We start from the raw sequence: 16,282 nt of genomic DNA on the forward strand, positions 1-16,282 counted from the left end.
GGCGGGCGTCAGCCCTTGAGGCCGCCCGCGGTGAGACCGCTCATGATGTTGCGCTGGAACAGCAGGAAGAGGATCAGGGTCGGCAGCGAGGCGATGGTGAGGGCGGCGATCAGCCAGTTCTCGGGAACGCCGCTGGCCAGCGAGTAGATGCCGACGTTCAGGGTCTGCTTGCCGGGGTCGGGCAGCGTCAGCATCGGCCAGAGGAAGTCCTTCCACACGCCGACGACCGCGAAGATGGAGACGACGCCCAGGATGGGCCGCGAGATGGGCAGCACCACGGACCGCAGGGTCCGCAGCGCGGACGCCCCGTCGATGGACGCCGCGTCCAGCAGCTCCTGCGGGATCGAGTCGAAGAACCGCTTGAGCAGGAAGATGTTGAAGGCGTTGGTGACGGACGGCAGCCAGATCACCCAGGGGCTGTTGAGCAGATTGCGCTCGAAGATCGGCACGTCGAGGACGGTCAGGTACTGCGGCACGACCAGGACCGTCGCCGGGATCATCAGCGTCGCCAGCATCATGCCGAGGATGACGTTGCCGAACAGGGGCCGCAGCTTGGACAGCGAGTAGGCCGCCGCGACGTCGAGGACGAGCTGGAAGGCGAGCGCGCCGAACGCGTAGTACAGCGTGTTGCCGAGCAGCTTCGCCAGATCCATCACCCGCCACGCGTCCCCGTAGTTGCCGGGGTGCACGCTGGTGGGTACGAGCGTGGGCGGGGACTTGACGAATTCCTGCGTGGTCTTGAGGCCGCCGCTGACCATCCAGTACATCGGCCCCAGGAAGACCAGCGTGAAGAGAACCATCACCAGGGCGAAGACGACCCAGTAGACGACCTTGCCGCGCCGCCTGCCGAGCTGGGCCGGCGAGATCAGCGTCCGGGGACGCATCGTGTCGGTAGCCATGTGAACTCCCGTGCGGGTCAGTCTTCCTGGGTGCGGCTGAGGCGTACGTACACCGCGGAGAACCCCGCGAGCAGGACGAGCAGGACCAGGCCGAGCGCCGCCGCGCCGCCGTAGTTGTTGAAGTTGAAGGCGTACTGGTAGATGAGGTAGACGACGGTCATGGTGGAGCCCTCGGGCCCCGCGCCGTTGGTGAGCAGGAACGGCTCGGTGAAGACCTGCATCGTGGCGATGATCTGCATGAGGAACATCAGCGAGAGGATCAGCCTCGTCTGAGGGATCGTCACATGCCAGATCTTGCGCCAGAGTCCGGCGCCGTCCAGCTCCGCTGCCTCGTACAGCTCGCCGGGGATGCCCTGGAGGGCGGCGAGATAGATCAGGGTCGCGCCGCCCATGTTCATCCAGGTCGCCGCTATGACGACGGAGATCATCGCCGTGGTGGTGGACTGCAGCCACTGCTGGTCAGGTATCCCGAAGATGCCGAGGATCCGGTTGAACAGGCCGTAGCCGGGGTCGTAGAAGTACTTGAAGAGCAGGACCGAGGCGACCGGCGGAAGCATGACCGGAAGGTAGACGAGCATCCTCAAGTAGCCCTGGCCGTGCCGGAATTCATTGAGCAGGACCGCCACGAGGAACGGCACCGCGAACCCCAGCACGAGCGCGAGCCCCGTGAACAGAAGGGTGTTGCGCCAGGCCTGCCAGAAGGCCGGGTCGTTGAGGACGTAGGAGAGATTGGACCAGCCGGCCCAGGTGGTCCTGCCGTCCTTGTTCTTCTGGAAGGCCAGGAAGAACTCCCTGACCATCGGATACCAGGAGAAGAAGGAGAAGCAGAGCACCGCGCCGATCAGGAAGCCGTGGGCGGAGAGATTGCGCTTCACCGCCCGCGCCAACGAGCCGCGCCGCTCGGGGAGTTGATGCGGCGCACGGGCGGGCGCCGACGAGCTCTTGGACAGCGTGGGGGCCGACATGGTCGCTCCTCGGGGTGCAGGTGCCGTGGGCTACTGGTTGGCCAGCACCTGGTTGACCTGCTGCTCCGCGGTGGTGAGCAGCTTGTCGATGTCGGCGTTGCGGTTGGTGAGGACGCCCGACATCACGTTGTCGAGGACCTTGTAGACCTCCTGTGCCTTCGGCGGCTCCGCCTTGCCGGGCACCGGGTTGTCCAGGAACGGCTTGAAGTTCTCGACGGGCATCGTCGCGTTCTCCGTGCGGGATGCGAGGTCCTCGGCCTTGGTGTCACCGGTGAAGAAGTTCGGCTGTGGCAGGCCCACGGGCAGCTTGTCAGCCTTGGTGCGGTCCCACTGGAACTGGCCCTTGCCCGGGGTGAGGTTCTTGAAGTTCAGCCAGGCGACGGCCGCCTTGATCTTGTCGGGCGACGAGCCCTTCTTGATCATGTAGTCGTTGCCGCCGAAGAGGGTGGCCTTGCCGCCGGGGATCGGCCCCATGCCGAAGTTCTCGTAGTCGGCGCCCAGTTGCTGGACCATGTACGTGATGTCGTCGGGCGCGGCGAGGAACATGCCCAGCTTGTCGGAGGCGATCTGCTTCTGGAGGTCACCCCACTTCAGCAGCTGCGTCTTGCCCATGCTGTCGTCCTTCCAGCGCATGTCGTGCAGCTGCTGGGCGACCTGCTTGCCGGTGGCGTCGTTGAACGCGGCCTTCTTGCCGTCGGCGGAGACGACGTCGGCCCCGAGGCCGAACATCGCGGCGGTGAAGTGCCAGCCGCCGGTGTTTTCCGCGCTGTACTCGCCGTATCCCGAGATGCCGTTGCCGAGGCCGGCGATCTTCTTGGCGGCGGCGCGGACCTCTTCCCAGGTCGTCGGCGGCTTGTCCGGGTCGAGCCCGGCCCGCTCGAAGAGCTTGCGGTTGATCAGCAGGCCCATCGTGTAGTTGCTGGTGGGCAGCCCGTAGAGCTTGCCGTCCTTCTTCAGGACGCCGAGGACGTTCGGGTCGATGGAGTTCAGGGCCGGCACGGTCTTGGGTGTCACGTAGGCGGAGATGTCCTCGGCGCCGTTGTTGTCGAGCACCTGCTGGAGATCGGTGAAGTACGTGTAGAAGACGTCCGGTTGGGACTTCGCCTTGAGCTGGGCGGTGAAGCGGGCGGGCTCCTCGCACTGGCCCGGCGTCGACTTCCCGCTGATCGTGACGTTCGGGTACTTCTTGTTGAACTCCTTGACGTCCTCTTTCCACTCCCTGAGCTCGGCCGCCTTCGCCGCCGGCGGCATGCAGTCGATGGTGAGCGTGACCTTGGTCTTCGGATCCAGCGGAGCCGATATGCCGGCCTTCGAGCCGCCGCCCGACCCGCTGTTGTCGTCGCTGCTGCTGGTGCCGCAGGCGGCGAGGGAGGTCAGGGTGAGCACGGCGGCGACCGCGGCCGCGGAGGTGCGGCGGGTAGGGCGGAACCAGGAGCTTCTCATCGGTGGTCCCCTTCGGGCATGAGCTTGGAGGGCCCACGGCTGACGACAACCGCAGGAAGGCCTACGGCTATCGAGCAGCCGGGGCGCGGCACACTCAACCACCGCGAACAGGCGCCCGCAAGATGTTGTGCAGACTCCGCAAAAAATTGACTATGCCACGGTTGTGCGGGACGGAGCCTGTGCCGTGGAGCCGCGCACCACCAGTTCGGGCTCGAACAGCAGCTCACCGGGCGTCACCGAGCCGCCCTGGATCTGCGTGACGAGGAGCTCGACGGCGGCCCGGCCCATCGCCTCGATCGGCTGGCGCACGGTGGTGAGGGGCGGTTCCGTGCAATTCATGAACGCCGAGTCGTCGTAGCCGACCACCGAGATTTCGTCGGGCACGCGCAGGCCCTCACGCCGTGCGGCCCGCACCGCGCCGAGCGCCAGCGGGTCGCTCGCGCAGATGATTCCCGTGATGCCGCGCCGCATGAGGCGCGCCGCCGCCGCGTGGCCGCCCTCCAGCGAGAACATGGCCCGCTCGACAGCGTCCTCGGGCAGCGTCCCGCCGGCTGCCCGGACCACGCCCCGTGCGGCGGCGAGCTTGCGCATCGACGGCACATGGTCTTCCGGGCCGAGCACGAGTCCGATGCGTTCATGGCCGAGCGAGGACAGATGCCGCCAGGCCTGCTCGACCGCGACGGCGTCGTCGCACGCGACGCAGGGGAAACCGAGGTCCTCGATCGCCGCGTTCACGAGGACGACGGGGACCTTGCGTTCCGAGAGCAGTCGGTAGTGCTCGTGGCGGGCGTCCGCCTGGGCGAACTGGCCGCCCGCGAACACCACGCCGGACACCTGCTGCTGGAGCAGCAGTTCCACGTAGTCCGCCTCGGAAACGCCGCCATTGGTCTGGGTGCACAGGACGGGGGTGAGGCCCTGCTGGGCGAGCGCGCCGCCGATCACGTCCGCGAACGCGGGAAAGATCGGGTTCTGCAGCTCCGGCAGGACGAGCCCGACCAGGCGGGCGCGCTCGCCGCGCAGTTGGGTCGGCCGCTCGTAGCCCAGGACGTCCAGGGCCGTGAGTACGGCCTGCCGGGTGGCCTCCGAGACGCCGGGCTTGTTGTTGAGCACCCGGCTGACCGTCGCCTCGCTGACGCCGACCTTCTGTGCCACCTGAGCAAGTCTCCGTGTCATGGAACGCAAGATTAGCGCAAGAATTGCAGTCTGCTTGCGTAAGTTCGGTGAACGGTTGCCCAGGGCGCGGTGAGCAGGTTCCGAGAGGGTGCTGACAGGTGCCCTGGGCATGGAACGTATCCGTTCAGGGGTGGTGGCGTCAGCGCACGTCGCCCGTGGCCGGGTCGACGACCTTCTCCACGAGGACCTCCAGGACCCGGCGGTCCTCGTCGGCCGTGGCGCGCGCGGCAGGGCCGCCCGGGTAGGTGTCGAACAGCACGTGCGTGGCGCCGAGTCCGGCCAGTGCGAGCAGGTCCGCGCGGACCTGGTCGACGCTGCCGTGGCCGAGGGGGCGGTCCTCGGTGTCGGGCCGCTCCCCGAGCGCGATCTGCAGTCGTGGCACGAGCGACGGCGTGGGCCGCCCGGCCTTCTCGGCCTCGGCGGCCACGACCGGCAGCTTCGCGCGCAGGCCCTCGAGCGTCGGCATGAAGGGGTGCCACCCCTCGCCGAGCCGCGCGGCCCTGCGCAGCGCGGCGGGCGAGTCGCCGCCGACCCAGACCGGCAGCTGCGCGGCAGCGGGGGCGGGGGCCGTACGGATGCCCTCGTACGAGACGTAGTGCCCCTCGAAGGTGCACGGGTCCTGCGCCCAGGCGGCGCGGATCGCGGCCAGGTACTCGTCGGTGATGGCGCCGCGCTCCTCGAACGGGACGCCCAGCGCGCGGTATTCGGCGGCCGACCAGCCGACGCCCGCGCCGAGGATGAACCCGGCGTCGTTGAGCTGGTCGATATTGGCCGCGAGCCGCGCCGTCTGGAGCGGGTGCCGGTACGGGATGACGGTGATGGTCGTGCCGAGCTGAAGCCCCGGGACCCGGCCCGCGAGATGCGCGGCCAGGACGAACTGGTCGTAGAACGGGGCGGGATACACCTCGTGCACGTCGGGGGTGACGGCTATGTGGTCGGAGATCATCGCGAACGTGAAGCCCAGCGCGCGGGCGTCCGTCGCCTGGCGCTCGAGGGTTCGCGGGGTGGTGCCGGAGCCGAAATTGAGAAGGTTCACGCCGAATCGCATGATCCGCAGTCTTGATGATCATGGGCGGGGTTGTCGAACCGGGGTTGTCGAGCCGAGGTGGGTATAGGGGTGGTCGTACCGGGGGCCGTGACCGGGCCCGACCCCCGATGTGCCGCAGGGTCAGCGGGCCCAGAAGGGCACGGGGGCACAGGTGTTGGCGCAGGTGTAGGAGCCCGGCATCAACAGGCCCGCGTCGTCCTCGTAGTTGCCGCCGCCCGCGAAGTACACCTCCGGCGTCCAGCCCCAACGGCCGTTGTCCGCCTGGGTGCTGGCCCACCAGTTGTTCTCCGCGGCGCCGTCCCGGTACGTCTGGCCCTTCATCTCGGTGACGAACCAGTTGGCCGCACCGCCCTGTTCCAGACGGCCGACCACGGGGGAGCCGGGGGAGCGGCTCGCGTGGACCGGGACGTGACCGCGCGTGAGGTTGCAGTGCATGACGGCGGTCCCGGGCCAGGTGCGTCCGGACGACGGGTCGACCAGGTCCCGCTTCACGGTGTTGTGGCACGGCACGTTGTCGGTGGCCTGCGCCGGGGTGGCGGCGGGCCCTGCGAGGCCGGCCGGCGCCACGACGGCGAGGGCCGCGAGTCGGACGTGGAGGGGGTGCGCATCGAGGTGTGGTCCTTCGTTCGGGGGTGGGCTCGGGGGTGGGCTCCGGGGGTGGGTGAGAGGGACGTCACGGCGGGGTGCCCAGGTGGTGAGCGGCGACGACACGGTGCATCGGGGTGAGGGGAGTGAGTATCGGCCTGCCGTGCTCAACTGCAGGGTTGTCATATCAAACTCACTCGCGCTAGGTTGCCGTGCATGACGGTTGGAAAAGCAAACTCAATGGGGGTGGCGGACGCGTCGACCGCGAGCCCGGACGCGCAATCGGGCACTTCGGCGTCGAAGGCGGAGGCGGGTTCAGGCGCAAGCAGTCCGGCTTCCGGCAGGGCCGGATCCGCCACCGCGTGGATCGTCTCCGCGGGCGTCTTCGTCGTGAACCTCGACCTGTTCATCGTCAATGTCGCCGTACCCGCCCTCGCCACCTCCTTCGACGGCGCCTCGCTCGCCTCCCTTTCCTGGGTGCTCAATGCCTACGCGATCGTGTTCGCGGCCCTGCTCGTGGCCGCCGGACGCCTCGCCGACCGGTACGGACACCGCCTCGGATTCCTGCTCGGCCTCGCGGTGTTCACCGTCGCCTCCGCGCTGTGTGCCGTGGCACCCGGCGTCGGCTGGCTGGTCGCGGCGCGTGCGCTCCAGGCCGCGGGCGCCGCCGCCCTCATGCCGACATCACTCGCGCTGCTCCTCGTCGCCACCCCGGCGGAGCGCCGCCCGCGCGCCATTCGCGGTTGGGCGGCCATCGGGGGCATCGCCGCGGGCCTCGGCCCCGTGGCGGGCGGGCTGCTCGTGGAGGCCGACTGGCGCTGGGTGTTCCTCGTCAATGTGCCTGTCGGGATCGCCGGCCTCGTGGCCGGGGTGCGGCTGCTGCCCGCCGACCGTCCCGAGCGCAGCGGCCCGCTGCCGGACCTGGCGGGCGCCGTCCTTCTCACGCTCGCCATCGGCTCCCTGGCGCTCGGCCTCGTGAAGGCCGAGGCATGGGGCTGGAGCTCGGGTCGCGTGCTCGGCTCGCTGGTCGCCGCGGCGATCCTCGCGGCGGCGTTCTGGCTGCGCTCGGCCCGGCACCCGGTCCCCATCGTCGAACTGCCGCTCCTGCGCGTCCCGGCCTTCGCGTTCGCGACGCTCGCCGCACTCCTCTTCACCGTGGCGTTCGCCGCGATGCTGCTCACCTCCGTCCTGTGGTGCCAGCAGGTGTGGAGCTACTCGGCGATCCGTACCGGACTGGCCATCGCGCCGGGCCCGCTGGTCGTCCCCGTCCTCGCCGTCGCGTCAGGACCCGTCGTGCGACGCCTCGGTGCCGGCCGCGTGGCCGCGGCCGGCTGCCTCCTCTTCGCCGGCGGCCTCGTGTGGTGGGCCCTCGCCCTGGACACGACGCCGCACTACGCCGCCGCGTTCCTGCCCGGCATGCTCATCACCGGCGTCGGCGTCGGGTTCGCCCTGCCGACCCTCGTGGGGGCTGCCGCCACGGCGCTGCCGCCCGGCCGGTTCGCCACCGGGTCGGCGGTCACGACGATGGCCCGCCAGACGGGATCCGTCGTCGGAGTGGCCGTGATGGTCGGCCTCATCGGCGTGCCCCGTACGGCGGAAGCGGCCCTCACGGTGTTCCGTCACGGCTGGCTGACCGCCGCGGTCGTCGGGGCGCTCGCGGCGGCGGCGGCCCTCGCGCTGCCCCGCCCGGCACCCGCCGCCGCCGTCCCGGGGGAGGCGCCTGCCTGACCGGTCCCGCCGGGTCGCCTAGAGTGCGGCGGGTAGTCACAGTGCCGGCGGAGGGACGCGCATGTCGCGGTATCGCGAGTTCAAGTTCAGGGCCGTGACGTGGTTCCAGCGGCGCATCGGCAACCCGCTCCTCTCCCGGCTCCCCAGCCAGATCCTGCTGGAGACCACCGGCCGCACGTCCGGGCTGCCCCGGCGCACCCCGGTCGGCGGCCGCATGGTCGGCCGCGAGTTCTGGTGGGTGTCCGAGTACGGTGACAAGTCGCAGTACGTGCGCAACATCCAGGCCGACCCGAAGATCCGCGTACGGATCAAGGGACGATGGCACACGGGCACGGCACACCTTCTGCCGGACGACGACGCCCGCGCGCGACTGAAGCGCCTGCCCCGGTACAACAGCGCCGCCGTGCGCACCCTCGGCACGAACCTGCTGACGATGCGGGCCGATCTCACGGACCTCACCGACTGAGGCACGCCGTCCGCGCGCGGGTGCCGGCGTGGGCGTGGCGAGGTCGGCGGCCCGCGGCGCGGATACGTGAACCGGCTTGTGCGAGCTCGAAGTTGACGACTTCGGGGCGGCGGAATCCGGTTGGTCGGATTCGGCGACAATCGGTTACCGGGCGCGCTCGACTGGCTACACTTGCGCGGCGCGTCACGTCGGGCAGCATGTCCGGCCGCACCTCGGAAGGTCCCTGCATGACTGCCCGTTCCCAGCCGGTCTCTCCTCTGCCCGAGCGGGTCGGCACGCTGCGCGTCAGCGCCCGGCACCTGGCGAACGCCGCCGTCGCGCCGGTGGAGAGAAGCCCCGCGGGGGCGGGCGGCGACGTGTACGGAGCCGTTGAATCCCCTTACGGCACACGCCTGTTGATGGGGGATGTCATGGGCAAAGGCCGCGCGCTCGCCCGTACCGCGGACAGTGTCTTATGTGCCTGGCGCGATCTCGCCGCCTGCGAGGCACGGTTGGAAGGAATCGCCGTACGGCTGCACTCGCTGGTCGCGCGCTCGGACGAACCCGACCGCTTCGTCACCGCGACCCTGCTCAGCGTCGAACCCGACGGATCCGCCCAACTGGTCTGCTGCGGACACCCGCCGCCCGTCCTGCTGCGCGACGGCGCCGCTGTCCACGCAGCGGTCCCCACGCCCGCGCCACCGCTCGGCCTGCTCGACCTGCACTCCGGCTGGTGCGCCGCCCAACCGGTGCCCGCCACCGCCTGGGAGAGCATGCTGCTCTACACGGACGGGGTGAGCGAGGCCAGGGACGCGCGCGGGGCGTTCTACCCGCTGGCGGAGCGAGCCGCGGCCCTGGAGAACACGGTCCTCGAGGATTTCACCGACGCCCTCGCCGCCGACCTGCTCCGCCACGCGGAGGGCCGGCTCCAGGACGACGCCTCACTCCTAGCGGTCCGGGCCGCGGCCTGATGTCAGGTGGGTGAGGGGTCAGGCCTTCAGGACCCCCGCGCTGTCGGACTCGGCCAGGACCTCCTCCGCCTGGGCCCGCGTCGGCTGCCACAGTGTCGTCACCGGCGACCAGACGCGCAGTCCGCCCGGCTCGGAGAGTGAGGCGGCGGTGAACTTCTTGCCGTCGTGTTCCGGATTCGCCGCCACCACGACGTAGCCGACCGACCGGACATCGCTGTCACCGCTCGCGGAGACGGAGCGCACGGCGGCGTGGGCGGTCTTCCCCGCGTCCAGCTTGTACGTGGCGCTCCCGGAGAGCGGGAACGGGACGGCGGCCCCGTCCAGATCGCCGTAAGTGACCAGCGGGACGTGGCCCACGAGGCAGGCGCGCGAGGAGTGGTTCTTGACGCTCAGGCGCAGGACGTGGTCCTGGCCCGACGCGGCCGCCTTCACCGTCAGCGCGTTCTCGGCGCAGAGCTTGAGGGCGGCGGCCGGTGCGGCGGCGGGGTGCGCGGCGCGGATGTCGGCCGACGCCGTGGTGGCGGACATGCCGGTGACGGACACGCCGGTGGCGGACGCGAGCAGCGCGGCGGCGGAGGCGGCAAGGACGGTGCGAGTGGGCATCAGTCTGGTCTCCCGGCGAACAGTGGCTTTCGCATTTCACCCGAAACAGCGCTAACGAGCCTAACTCGGATGAATGCCTCTGCCCATGTCGGCGCCCGTGTCCGTGCCTGAGCCGGTGTCCGAGCCGGTGCCTGCGTCGCTGACGTGACCACGGGTGCCGAGAGTCTCATGGGCCCTAGATGCAGTGCGCGCAAAGATTGCAGTGTGTGCAAGAATCTTTGGCGTGATGACATCAGGCACCGCGACGTCGGCGGTCCGCGAGCAGGCGCCGGCCGAGGGGCTGCGCGCCCGGCGACGGCGCCAGACCCGGGCCGAACTGCACGCCGCCACGGTCCGCCTGGCCCGTGAACGCGGCCTCGAACACGTCACGGTCGAGATGATCAGCAAGGAGGCCGGTGTCTCCCCGCGGACCTTCTTCAACTACTTCCGCACCAAAGAGACCGCGCTCTTCGCCTGGCCCGGTGGCCTGACGGAGGCCGAGGCGGAGCAGTTCGTCTCCGCGCCCGGCCGCGACCCGGACGCCGTGCTGCGGGACCTGGGCGAGGTGTTCGCCGCGCACGTGGACGAGATGGCGCCCGGCGCCGGAGCGTTCGAGGACGTCTTCGCCATCGTCGAGAAGGTGCCCTCGGCCCTCGGCGCGTTCCTCGCCGAGTGCGACGCGCTCGAACGGGATCTCGCCGGCGCCATCGCCCGCCGCACCGGAGACGCCCCCGACGGGCAGACCGTCGCTCTTCTCGCGGGGATCGCCATGACCGCCGTACGCAACGGCCTCATGCGATGGGCCCGCGACAAGCAGCACCCCGACGGTCCCGCGGCCTCGGTGCGCGACTCGTTCACCGCCCTGCGCGGCCTCCTCTCCCTGGCGGACTCCCCGCACGCCACCACCGAACGGGAGGCCTGAGGCGCGGCTCCCGAAGCGCGACCCGGCTGCCGCCCCCACGGCACCGGTGCGCGCGCTCCCCGCGCAAGGCCCCACACGACTCCCCACCCGAGCCCCGAAGACTCCCCAGCCTCCCCGGGCGGCGACCGCTCGCGCGCCGCGCACCCCATCCCTTCACGTACGGAGACCTGAGCATGACCCACGCCCCCGCACCGGCGGGCTCCGATCCCGCCCTTGAGGACGGCATAGCCAAGCCGCACAACTTCGGGCTGATCTTCGGCGCGCTGATGCTGACGATGCTGCTCGGCGCGCTCGACCAGACGATCGTCAGCACCGCCCTGCCGACCATCGTCGGCGAGCTCAACGGCATCGAGCACATGGCGTGGATCACCACCGCGTACATCCTCGCCGCCACCATCGGCATGCCGGTCTACGGCAAGCTCGGCGACCTCATGGGCCGCAAGAACATCTTCCTCGCGGGCATCGCGCTCTTCCTGGTCGGCTCCGTGGTCTGCGGGCTCGCCCAGAACATGGGCACCCTCGTCGCCGGCCGCGCCCTCCAGGGCCTGGGTGGCGGCGGCCTCATGATCACCTCGCAGGCGATCATCGCCGACCTCGTTCCGCCCCGGGAGCGCGCCAAATACATGGCCCCCATGGGTGCCGTGTTCGGTCTCGCCTCGGTCGTCGGGCCGCTGCTCGGCGGCTGGTTCACCGACGAGCACTCGTGGCGCTGGGCGTTCTGGGTCAATCTGCCGCTCGGCATCCTCGCCTTCTTCGTCGCGGCCGTCGCGATCAAGCTGCCGCGCAAGGCCGTCAAGGTCACTCTCGACTATCTCGGCACCGCCCTGATGGCCGCCGCCGTCACCTGCACCGTGCTGTTCGCCAGCTGGGGCGGCACGCAGTACGCGTGGTCCGACCCGCTGGTCATCGGGCTCGGCGTCGGCGCGGTCGTCGCCTGGGTGCTGTTCTTCGTCGCCGAGACGCGGGCCGCCGAGCCGGTCATCCCGCTGCACCTCTTCCGCAGCCCGATCTTTAACGTCGCCACGCTGCTCGGCATGATCGTCATCGGCCTCGGCATGTTCGCGATCGTCGGCTACATGCCCACGTATCTGCAGATGGTCTACGGCAAGACGGCCACCGAGTCGGGGCTGCTGCTCATCCCGATGGTCGTCGGCATCATGGCCACGGCGCTGCCGTCCGGCGCGATCATGAGCAAGACCGGCCGCTACAAGGTCTATCCGATCGTCGGCACGGTCATCATCATGCTCGTTGCGTTCCTGATGTCCCGCCTCGACGTGAGCGACCCGGTCTGGCTGGTCTGCCTGTACGTCGGACTCGCGGGCGCCGGTGTCGGCCTGATGATGCAGACCCTCGTACTCGCCGTGCAGAACGACTTCCCGGGCGCCGAGGTCGGCACCGCCACCTCCGCGAACAACTTCTTCCGCGAGATCGGCGCGACCCTGGGCACCGCCGTCGTCGGCGCGGTCTTCGCCAGCCGCCTCACCGACCAGCTCGCCACGCGGCTGCCCGCGGACGCCGCCTCGAAGGTCGGCGACAGCGACTCACTGACGCCGGCGCTCGTACGGGCCCTGCCGGCCGACCTGCGCGCCACGGTCGTCTCCTCGTACCAGGAGGCACTCGTGCCGATCTTCCTGTACCTGGTGCCCGTGTTCGCTGTCGGTCTCGTCCTCGCCTTCGTGCTGAAGGAGAAGCCGCTCGCCGACAACGAGGACTGGCATGCCGAGAACGAGACGGCGCGGCCGGGCAGCGAGGAGAAGGAGTTGGAGCCTGCCGCCGGCTGAGTCGGTCGGTTGGTCGGGTCAGCCGGTTCGGTCGGCTGCGTGTGTGGCGCTGGGCGCGCCCGCCGGAGGGGTCTTCGGCGGGCGCGCCCTGTGTTTCTCGGGCTCGGGGGTGCGGTGGGTGGCGGTGGGTTCACCTCGTGGGGCGGTGCCGGTGGCAGCAAGCCCGGTCGTTCACGACCGGATAGTTGACTCCTCGATCCACTCGCCCTCCCGCATCAGCTCCCTGCCCGCCAGCTCGTTGGCCTCCCGCCAGGCCTGGACCCGCTGCGGCGTGACCCGGAAATAGAGGTACTCCGAGGTCAGCCCGCGCGGGTCGAACCCTGTCCTCTCCGCGAACGCGTCACCGACGTCGTCCGGGAGCTCCGTGGCCGTCAGCGTCTGTACCGTGCCCTCGATCATGACTACGTCACGCGTCGGGCCGATGCCGAGCCGGACCCGCCCAGTGGACCGCAGATTGCGTCCCGTGGGACTGGCCGCCGGGGTGGCGAGCAGCAGCGTCGAACCGTCCCACAGGAACGACAGCGGTACGAGATAGGGCGTCGCGCCTTCCCCGTCCGACGTGTCCGCCGTGGCCACCCATACGTCCTCGTCGCGTTCGAGCCGGTCGAGGGTGTCCTGCTTGCGCTGCTTCGCGGTCCGGGCGGGTGGCATCGGCGTCTCCCTGTCGTATCGGGCGGGTTCCCTGGTCACTGTTATGACACGGGGCGGCCCTGGAATGTGACCGATGGGCGAGAACGCGCTTCTCGTTCTGTGCGTCGTCGTCATCCCCGTCATCCGCTCAGGAATGGCGACACTCGGTGTCCTGATTTCGGGTCATGCTCGAACCGAGGACGGGCCACGACGGCCTGTCCGGCAGCAGCGAGGAGGCGGCTTCATGACGCAGGAACCCGGGACCGGAAGCGCCCGGCTGGACGGCAAGGTCGCCCTCGTGGCGGGTGCGACCCGCGGAGCGGGACGGGGCATCGCCGTGGAACTCGGCGCGGCCGGCGCCACGGTGTACGTGACCGGGCGCACTACGCGGGCCCGGCGCTCCGAGTACGACCGGCCGGAGACCATCGAGGACACGGCCGACCTGGTGACCGCGGCCGGCGGGCGCGGTATCGCCGTGCCCACCGACCACCTGGAGTCCGCCCAGGTCAAGGCCCTCGTCGACCGTATCGCCGACGAACAGGGGCGACTCGACGTGCTGGTCAACGACATCTGGGGCGGCGAGAACCTCTTCGCCTGGGACACCCCGGTCTGGGAGCACGACCTCGACGACGGGCTTCGGCTGCTCCGCCTCGCCGTCGAGACACACGCCATCACCAGTCACTACGCGTTGCCGCTCCTGCTCCGCAACCCCGGCGGCCTCGTGGTCGAGGTGACCGACGGCACGGCTGAATACAACCGCGACAACTATCGCGTCTCCTTCTTCTACGACCTCGCCAAGAGCTCCGTCCTGCGCATGGCCTTCGCCCTCGGGCAGGAGCTGGGTCCGCGGGGCGCCACGGCCCTCGCCCTCACCCCGGGCTGGCTCCGCTCGGAGATCATGCTCGGGCACTACGGCGTCACCGAGGACAACTGGCGCGACGCCCTGGAACAGACACCGCACTTCGGCATCTCCGAGACCCCGTTCTATGCCGGCCGGGCCGTCGCCGCACTCGCCGCCGACCCCGAAGTGGCCCGCTGGAACGGACAGTCGACGTCCAGCGGGGCACTTGCCCAGGTGTACGGGTTCACCGACGTCGACGGGAGCCGGCCCGACGCCTGGCGCTATCTCGTCGAGGTGCAGGATCCTGGCAAGCCGGCTGACGCGAGCTCTTACCGCTGACGCTGTGGGGGCCGAGGGCTCGGTGGTTGATGGTTGGATCTAGATCTGTGCCGGCCACACCTGCGTACCGCCACCCCGCCACTCGACCAGCTCGGGGTCGTCCAGCCGCGCGTCCTCCAGGCCCGCGCGCCGCAGGAACTCGAGCACGTCCTCCTGCCCGGTGGCCAGCCCGGCGTCCTCGCCGCGGATCGTCACCCGGCGCCCGCCGGGCTGAGTGGCGTGCACGACTACAGGGGGAAATCCTTCAGGTTCGTCCATAGTCCTCAGCTTCCGTGAGGTGAATCGGCTCCGCACCCGGACGGGGTCCCGGCGCGGGACGCGTGGCGTTCTCGTTCCGCCAACAATGACGGAACGCGTGCGCGTGCGGCAGCCACTTCCCGATTACGCCCAAATTACCCTGTATGAGCGCCAGTCGAGCTGCTCCTGCCGGTCACGCACGGCACAGAAGGACCAGTTACGGTGCTGTAGTGGTGATCACTCAGCAGGACAACGGGGAACAGACAGTGACCGGGACCGCGCTGCTCCTTGCGGCCGCCCCGGCGAACAAGAGCTGCCTCATCGACGCGACTTCCGTACTGCCCGCGCTCGCGGCCGTACCACCCAGTGCCCTGACCGGCACCGCCGCCGCGACCGTCGTCGAACTCGCCGATCCCGTCGACCCGCAGACCGTCCTCACCCGCATCCGCACGGCGGTGGCCGCGCCCGGGCCGCTCGCCCTGTTTGTGACCGGGCAGCTTCATCTGGATCAGCGCCAGCGTCTGCTTCATCTCGCCCTGGCCCGTACTACTCCGTCGACCCTGCGGTACACCTCCCTGCCCTGGCACTGGCTCACCGGCGAACTCGCGTTGCGGCGGCCCGACACCACCACGGTCGTCCTTGACCTGGTGGCCGATGGGGATGCCTGGGAGCAGGTGCGGGGTGGGGGGTTCGGTGTGGGGGTGGGTGTTCGTTTGTTCGGGCGGGTCTCGCCTCCTCCTCCGCGTCGGGCTACCGCCGTGCCCGGTTATCTCAAGACCTACGCCTCGATATGGCGCAACGGGCACCGTCCGCCGCTCGCGCATCTTCATGCTCAGGCGGCTGGGGAGGCCGGTCCGGACGGTGCCCTGTTCCTCGTGGTCGATGGTGGGCCGGGGCCCGTTCCGGCGGCTCCTCGCCCGCCTGTGCCGGCCGCTCGGCAGGAGGAGGTTCCTGTCGTCGAGCCCCGCCCTGATGCCGATCCGCACCCGGCGATCCTCGCCGCCGCGCAGTCCGGGCGGCACGGTGAGGCCGCTGCCCTCGCCGCGATGTGGGAGAGCACTGCCCTGCGTACCCATGGTGCGGGGTCGCCGGAGGCGCTCCACTGGCTCGAGGTACGTGCCGATCTTGCGCGGCTCGCTCAGGATCCTGGGCGCAGTTGCGAACTGTGGACGGCTGCGGCCGAGGCTCGGCTCGCGCGCGGGGAGGCGGTGGGTTCGGAGGATGTCGAGGCTGCCGTCGATCGCGCTCATCATCAGTGGGAGCAGCTTGGTGACCCGGCGCAGGCCCGTGCGCTTGCGGCCTCTCTCACGCGGTTGCGGCGTGCGGTTCCTGGGCGGCGGCCCGGTGCGCTCGAGGCCATTGGCCGGCGGATCTCGGCGCTGGAGGGTGTGGCTGTGACGCCGTGACGGAATGACGGGTGGTGGGGTCCGGTGCGTCGGCTGGTGCGGGGGCGTCTTGGCCGGTGTGTTTTCGGGCGCGGGGCCGCGGGGGCGTGTACGTGCTCGCTGTTCCATGGGTTTTCGCCGGCTGGCCAATTGCCTGTACGTGGTGCTGGTGGCTCCGCGCGCACATGCCCTCACGTGCCTCCTGTCTCGTACGCGGCTGTCCGCTCGGCGGGGCTGTCACTCGCTGTGCCCGGTCCCTGTCCGGTACGGGGATCCGCCTGGTTTTGTGTGCCGGGACGGTCCGTGAC

At 70.3% G+C, this 16,282-nt stretch carries 16 protein-coding genes; 7 read left to right on the plus strand and 9 right to left on the minus strand.

The features are described from left to right. Nucleotides 1-8: 8 nt before the first annotated feature. The 6 genes from OG698_RS41735 to OG698_RS41760 form a co-directional block, all read right to left on the minus strand. Entirely contained in the window at nt 9-884 is an 876-nt protein-coding gene (locus tag OG698_RS41735; protein WP_362903366.1) for a carbohydrate ABC transporter permease, read from the minus strand. A 32-nt stretch (nt 885-916) separates the two neighbouring features. Next, nucleotides 917-1,864: a carbohydrate ABC transporter permease gene (locus OG698_RS41740; protein WP_406109392.1), complete on the minus strand. Its 948-nt coding sequence runs from the start codon at nt 1,862-1,864 to the stop codon at nt 917-919. Between the two features lie 30 nt (nt 1,865-1,894). Beyond that, nucleotides 1,895-3,307 carry an extracellular solute-binding protein gene (locus tag OG698_RS41745; RefSeq protein WP_399972916.1) on the minus strand — a complete coding sequence of 471 codons (1,413 nt, stop codon included), beginning with the start codon at nt 3,305-3,307 and terminating at the stop codon, nt 1,895-1,897. A 150-nt stretch (nt 3,308-3,457) separates the two neighbouring features. Continuing rightward, nucleotides 3,458-4,480 (minus strand): LacI family DNA-binding transcriptional regulator, encoded by a 1,023-nt coding sequence (locus OG698_RS41750; protein ID WP_399972919.1) that lies wholly within the window; start codon nt 4,478-4,480, stop codon nt 3,458-3,460. Nucleotides 4,481-4,619: 139 nt separating this feature from the next. Beyond that, the gene (locus OG698_RS41755; protein WP_406109393.1) at nt 4,620-5,528 is read right to left on the minus strand and encodes a TIGR03619 family F420-dependent LLM class oxidoreductase; all 909 of its coding nucleotides are present in this window, start codon (nt 5,526-5,528) and stop codon (nt 4,620-4,622) included. A 120-nt stretch (nt 5,529-5,648) separates the two neighbouring features. Beyond that, nucleotides 5,649-6,095 carry a hypothetical protein gene (locus OG698_RS41760; RefSeq protein ID WP_406109394.1) on the minus strand — a complete coding sequence of 149 codons (447 nt, stop codon included), beginning with the start codon at nt 6,093-6,095 and terminating at the stop codon, nt 5,649-5,651. A 264-nt stretch (nt 6,096-6,359) separates the two neighbouring features. Here OG698_RS41760 and OG698_RS41765 point away from each other — a divergent pair, with 264 nt between their 5' ends. From OG698_RS41765 to OG698_RS41775, 3 genes are all read left to right on the plus strand, one after another. Continuing rightward, a complete protein-coding gene (locus OG698_RS41765) occupies nt 6,360-7,841 on the plus strand; it encodes an MFS transporter (protein WP_406109395.1) in 1,482 nt (493 codons plus the stop codon). Between the two features lie 61 nt (nt 7,842-7,902). After that, nucleotides 7,903-8,307 carry a nitroreductase/quinone reductase family protein gene (locus OG698_RS41770; protein WP_406109396.1) on the plus strand — a complete coding sequence of 135 codons (405 nt, stop codon included), beginning with the start codon at nt 7,903-7,905 and terminating at the stop codon, nt 8,305-8,307. A 227-nt stretch (nt 8,308-8,534) separates the two neighbouring features. Then, nucleotides 8,535-9,257, plus strand: a complete 723-nt coding sequence (locus OG698_RS41775) for a PP2C family protein-serine/threonine phosphatase (protein ID WP_406109397.1) — start codon at nt 8,535-8,537, stop codon at nt 9,255-9,257. Between the two features lie 18 nt (nt 9,258-9,275). Here the strand turns inward: OG698_RS41775 and OG698_RS41780 are convergent, their stop codons facing one another. Further along, the gene (locus tag OG698_RS41780) at nt 9,276-9,860 is read right to left on the minus strand and encodes a DUF4232 domain-containing protein (RefSeq protein WP_406109398.1); all 585 of its coding nucleotides are present in this window, start codon (nt 9,858-9,860) and stop codon (nt 9,276-9,278) included. A 226-nt stretch (nt 9,861-10,086) separates the two neighbouring features. On the opposite strand from OG698_RS41780, the gene OG698_RS41785 reads away from it, so the two are divergent. Further along, nucleotides 10,087-10,761 (plus strand): TetR/AcrR family transcriptional regulator, encoded by a 675-nt coding sequence (locus OG698_RS41785; RefSeq protein ID WP_406109399.1) that lies wholly within the window; start codon nt 10,087-10,089, stop codon nt 10,759-10,761. Nucleotides 10,762-10,934: 173 nt separating this feature from the next. Beyond that, a complete protein-coding gene (locus OG698_RS41790; protein ID WP_406109400.1) occupies nt 10,935-12,542 on the plus strand; it encodes an MDR family MFS transporter in 1,608 nt (535 codons plus the stop codon). 171 nt (nt 12,543-12,713) lie between these two features. Here OG698_RS41790 and OG698_RS41795 read toward each other — a convergent pair whose 3' ends face one another. After that, nucleotides 12,714-13,193: a pyridoxamine 5'-phosphate oxidase family protein gene (locus OG698_RS41795; RefSeq protein WP_406109401.1), complete on the minus strand. Its 480-nt coding sequence runs from the start codon at nt 13,191-13,193 to the stop codon at nt 12,714-12,716. 223 nt (nt 13,194-13,416) lie between these two features. Here OG698_RS41795 and OG698_RS41800 point away from each other — a divergent pair, with 223 nt between their 5' ends. Next, nucleotides 13,417-14,352 carry an SDR family oxidoreductase gene (locus OG698_RS41800; RefSeq protein WP_406109402.1) on the plus strand — a complete coding sequence of 312 codons (936 nt, stop codon included), beginning with the start codon at nt 13,417-13,419 and terminating at the stop codon, nt 14,350-14,352. A gap of 39 nt (nt 14,353-14,391) precedes the next feature. Here the strand turns inward: OG698_RS41800 and OG698_RS41805 are convergent, their stop codons facing one another. Then, nucleotides 14,392-14,610, minus strand: coding sequence for a hypothetical protein (locus OG698_RS41805; RefSeq protein ID WP_100594626.1), 219 nt, complete (start codon nt 14,608-14,610; stop codon nt 14,392-14,394). Between the two features lie 209 nt (nt 14,611-14,819). Between OG698_RS41805 and OG698_RS41810 the strand changes: the two genes are divergently transcribed. After that, entirely contained in the window at nt 14,820-15,995 is a 1,176-nt protein-coding gene (locus OG698_RS41810; RefSeq protein ID WP_406109403.1) for a hypothetical protein, read from the plus strand. The last annotated feature ends 287 nt before the right edge of the window (nt 15,996-16,282 follow it).

This window comes from Streptomyces sp. NBC_01003, from assembly GCF_045162695.1.
Taxonomy (GTDB): domain Bacteria; phylum Actinomycetota; class Actinomycetes; order Streptomycetales; family Streptomycetaceae; genus Streptomyces.

Excerpts from the sequence above, each read along its gene's own strand:
- OG698_RS41795 (WP_406109401.1), bottom strand. The coding sequence starts at position 13,193 with ATGCCACCCGCCCGGACCGCGAAGCAGCGCAAGCAGGACACCCTCGAC.
- OG698_RS41805 (WP_100594626.1), bottom strand. The coding sequence starts at position 14,610 with ATGGACGAACCTGAAGGATTTCCCCCTGTAGTCGTGCACGCCACTCAG.
- OG698_RS41800 (WP_406109402.1), top strand. The coding sequence starts at position 13,417 with ATGACGCAGGAACCCGGGACCGGAAGCGCCCGGCTGGACGGCAAGGTC.
- OG698_RS41790 (WP_406109400.1), top strand. The coding sequence starts at position 10,935 with ATGACCCACGCCCCCGCACCGGCGGGCTCCGATCCCGCCCTTGAGGAC.
- OG698_RS41755 (WP_406109393.1), bottom strand. The coding sequence starts at position 5,528 with ATGCGATTCGGCGTGAACCTTCTCAATTTCGGCTCCGGCACCACCCCG.
- OG698_RS41785 (WP_406109399.1), top strand. The coding sequence starts at position 10,087 with ATGACATCAGGCACCGCGACGTCGGCGGTCCGCGAGCAGGCGCCGGCC.
- OG698_RS41775 (WP_406109397.1), top strand. The coding sequence starts at position 8,535 with ATGACTGCCCGTTCCCAGCCGGTCTCTCCTCTGCCCGAGCGGGTCGGC.
- OG698_RS41740 (WP_406109392.1), bottom strand. The coding sequence starts at position 1,864 with ATGTCGGCCCCCACGCTGTCCAAGAGCTCGTCGGCGCCCGCCCGTGCG.
- OG698_RS41745 (WP_399972916.1), bottom strand. The coding sequence starts at position 3,307 with ATGAGAAGCTCCTGGTTCCGCCCTACCCGCCGCACCTCCGCGGCCGCG.
- OG698_RS41780 (WP_406109398.1), bottom strand. The coding sequence starts at position 9,860 with ATGCCCACTCGCACCGTCCTTGCCGCCTCCGCCGCCGCGCTGCTCGCG.
- OG698_RS41770 (WP_406109396.1), top strand. The coding sequence starts at position 7,903 with ATGTCGCGGTATCGCGAGTTCAAGTTCAGGGCCGTGACGTGGTTCCAG.
- OG698_RS41750 (WP_399972919.1), bottom strand. The coding sequence starts at position 4,480 with ATGACACGGAGACTTGCTCAGGTGGCACAGAAGGTCGGCGTCAGCGAG.
- OG698_RS41735 (WP_362903366.1), bottom strand. The coding sequence starts at position 884 with ATGCGTCCCCGGACGCTGATCTCGCCGGCCCAGCTCGGCAGGCGGCGC.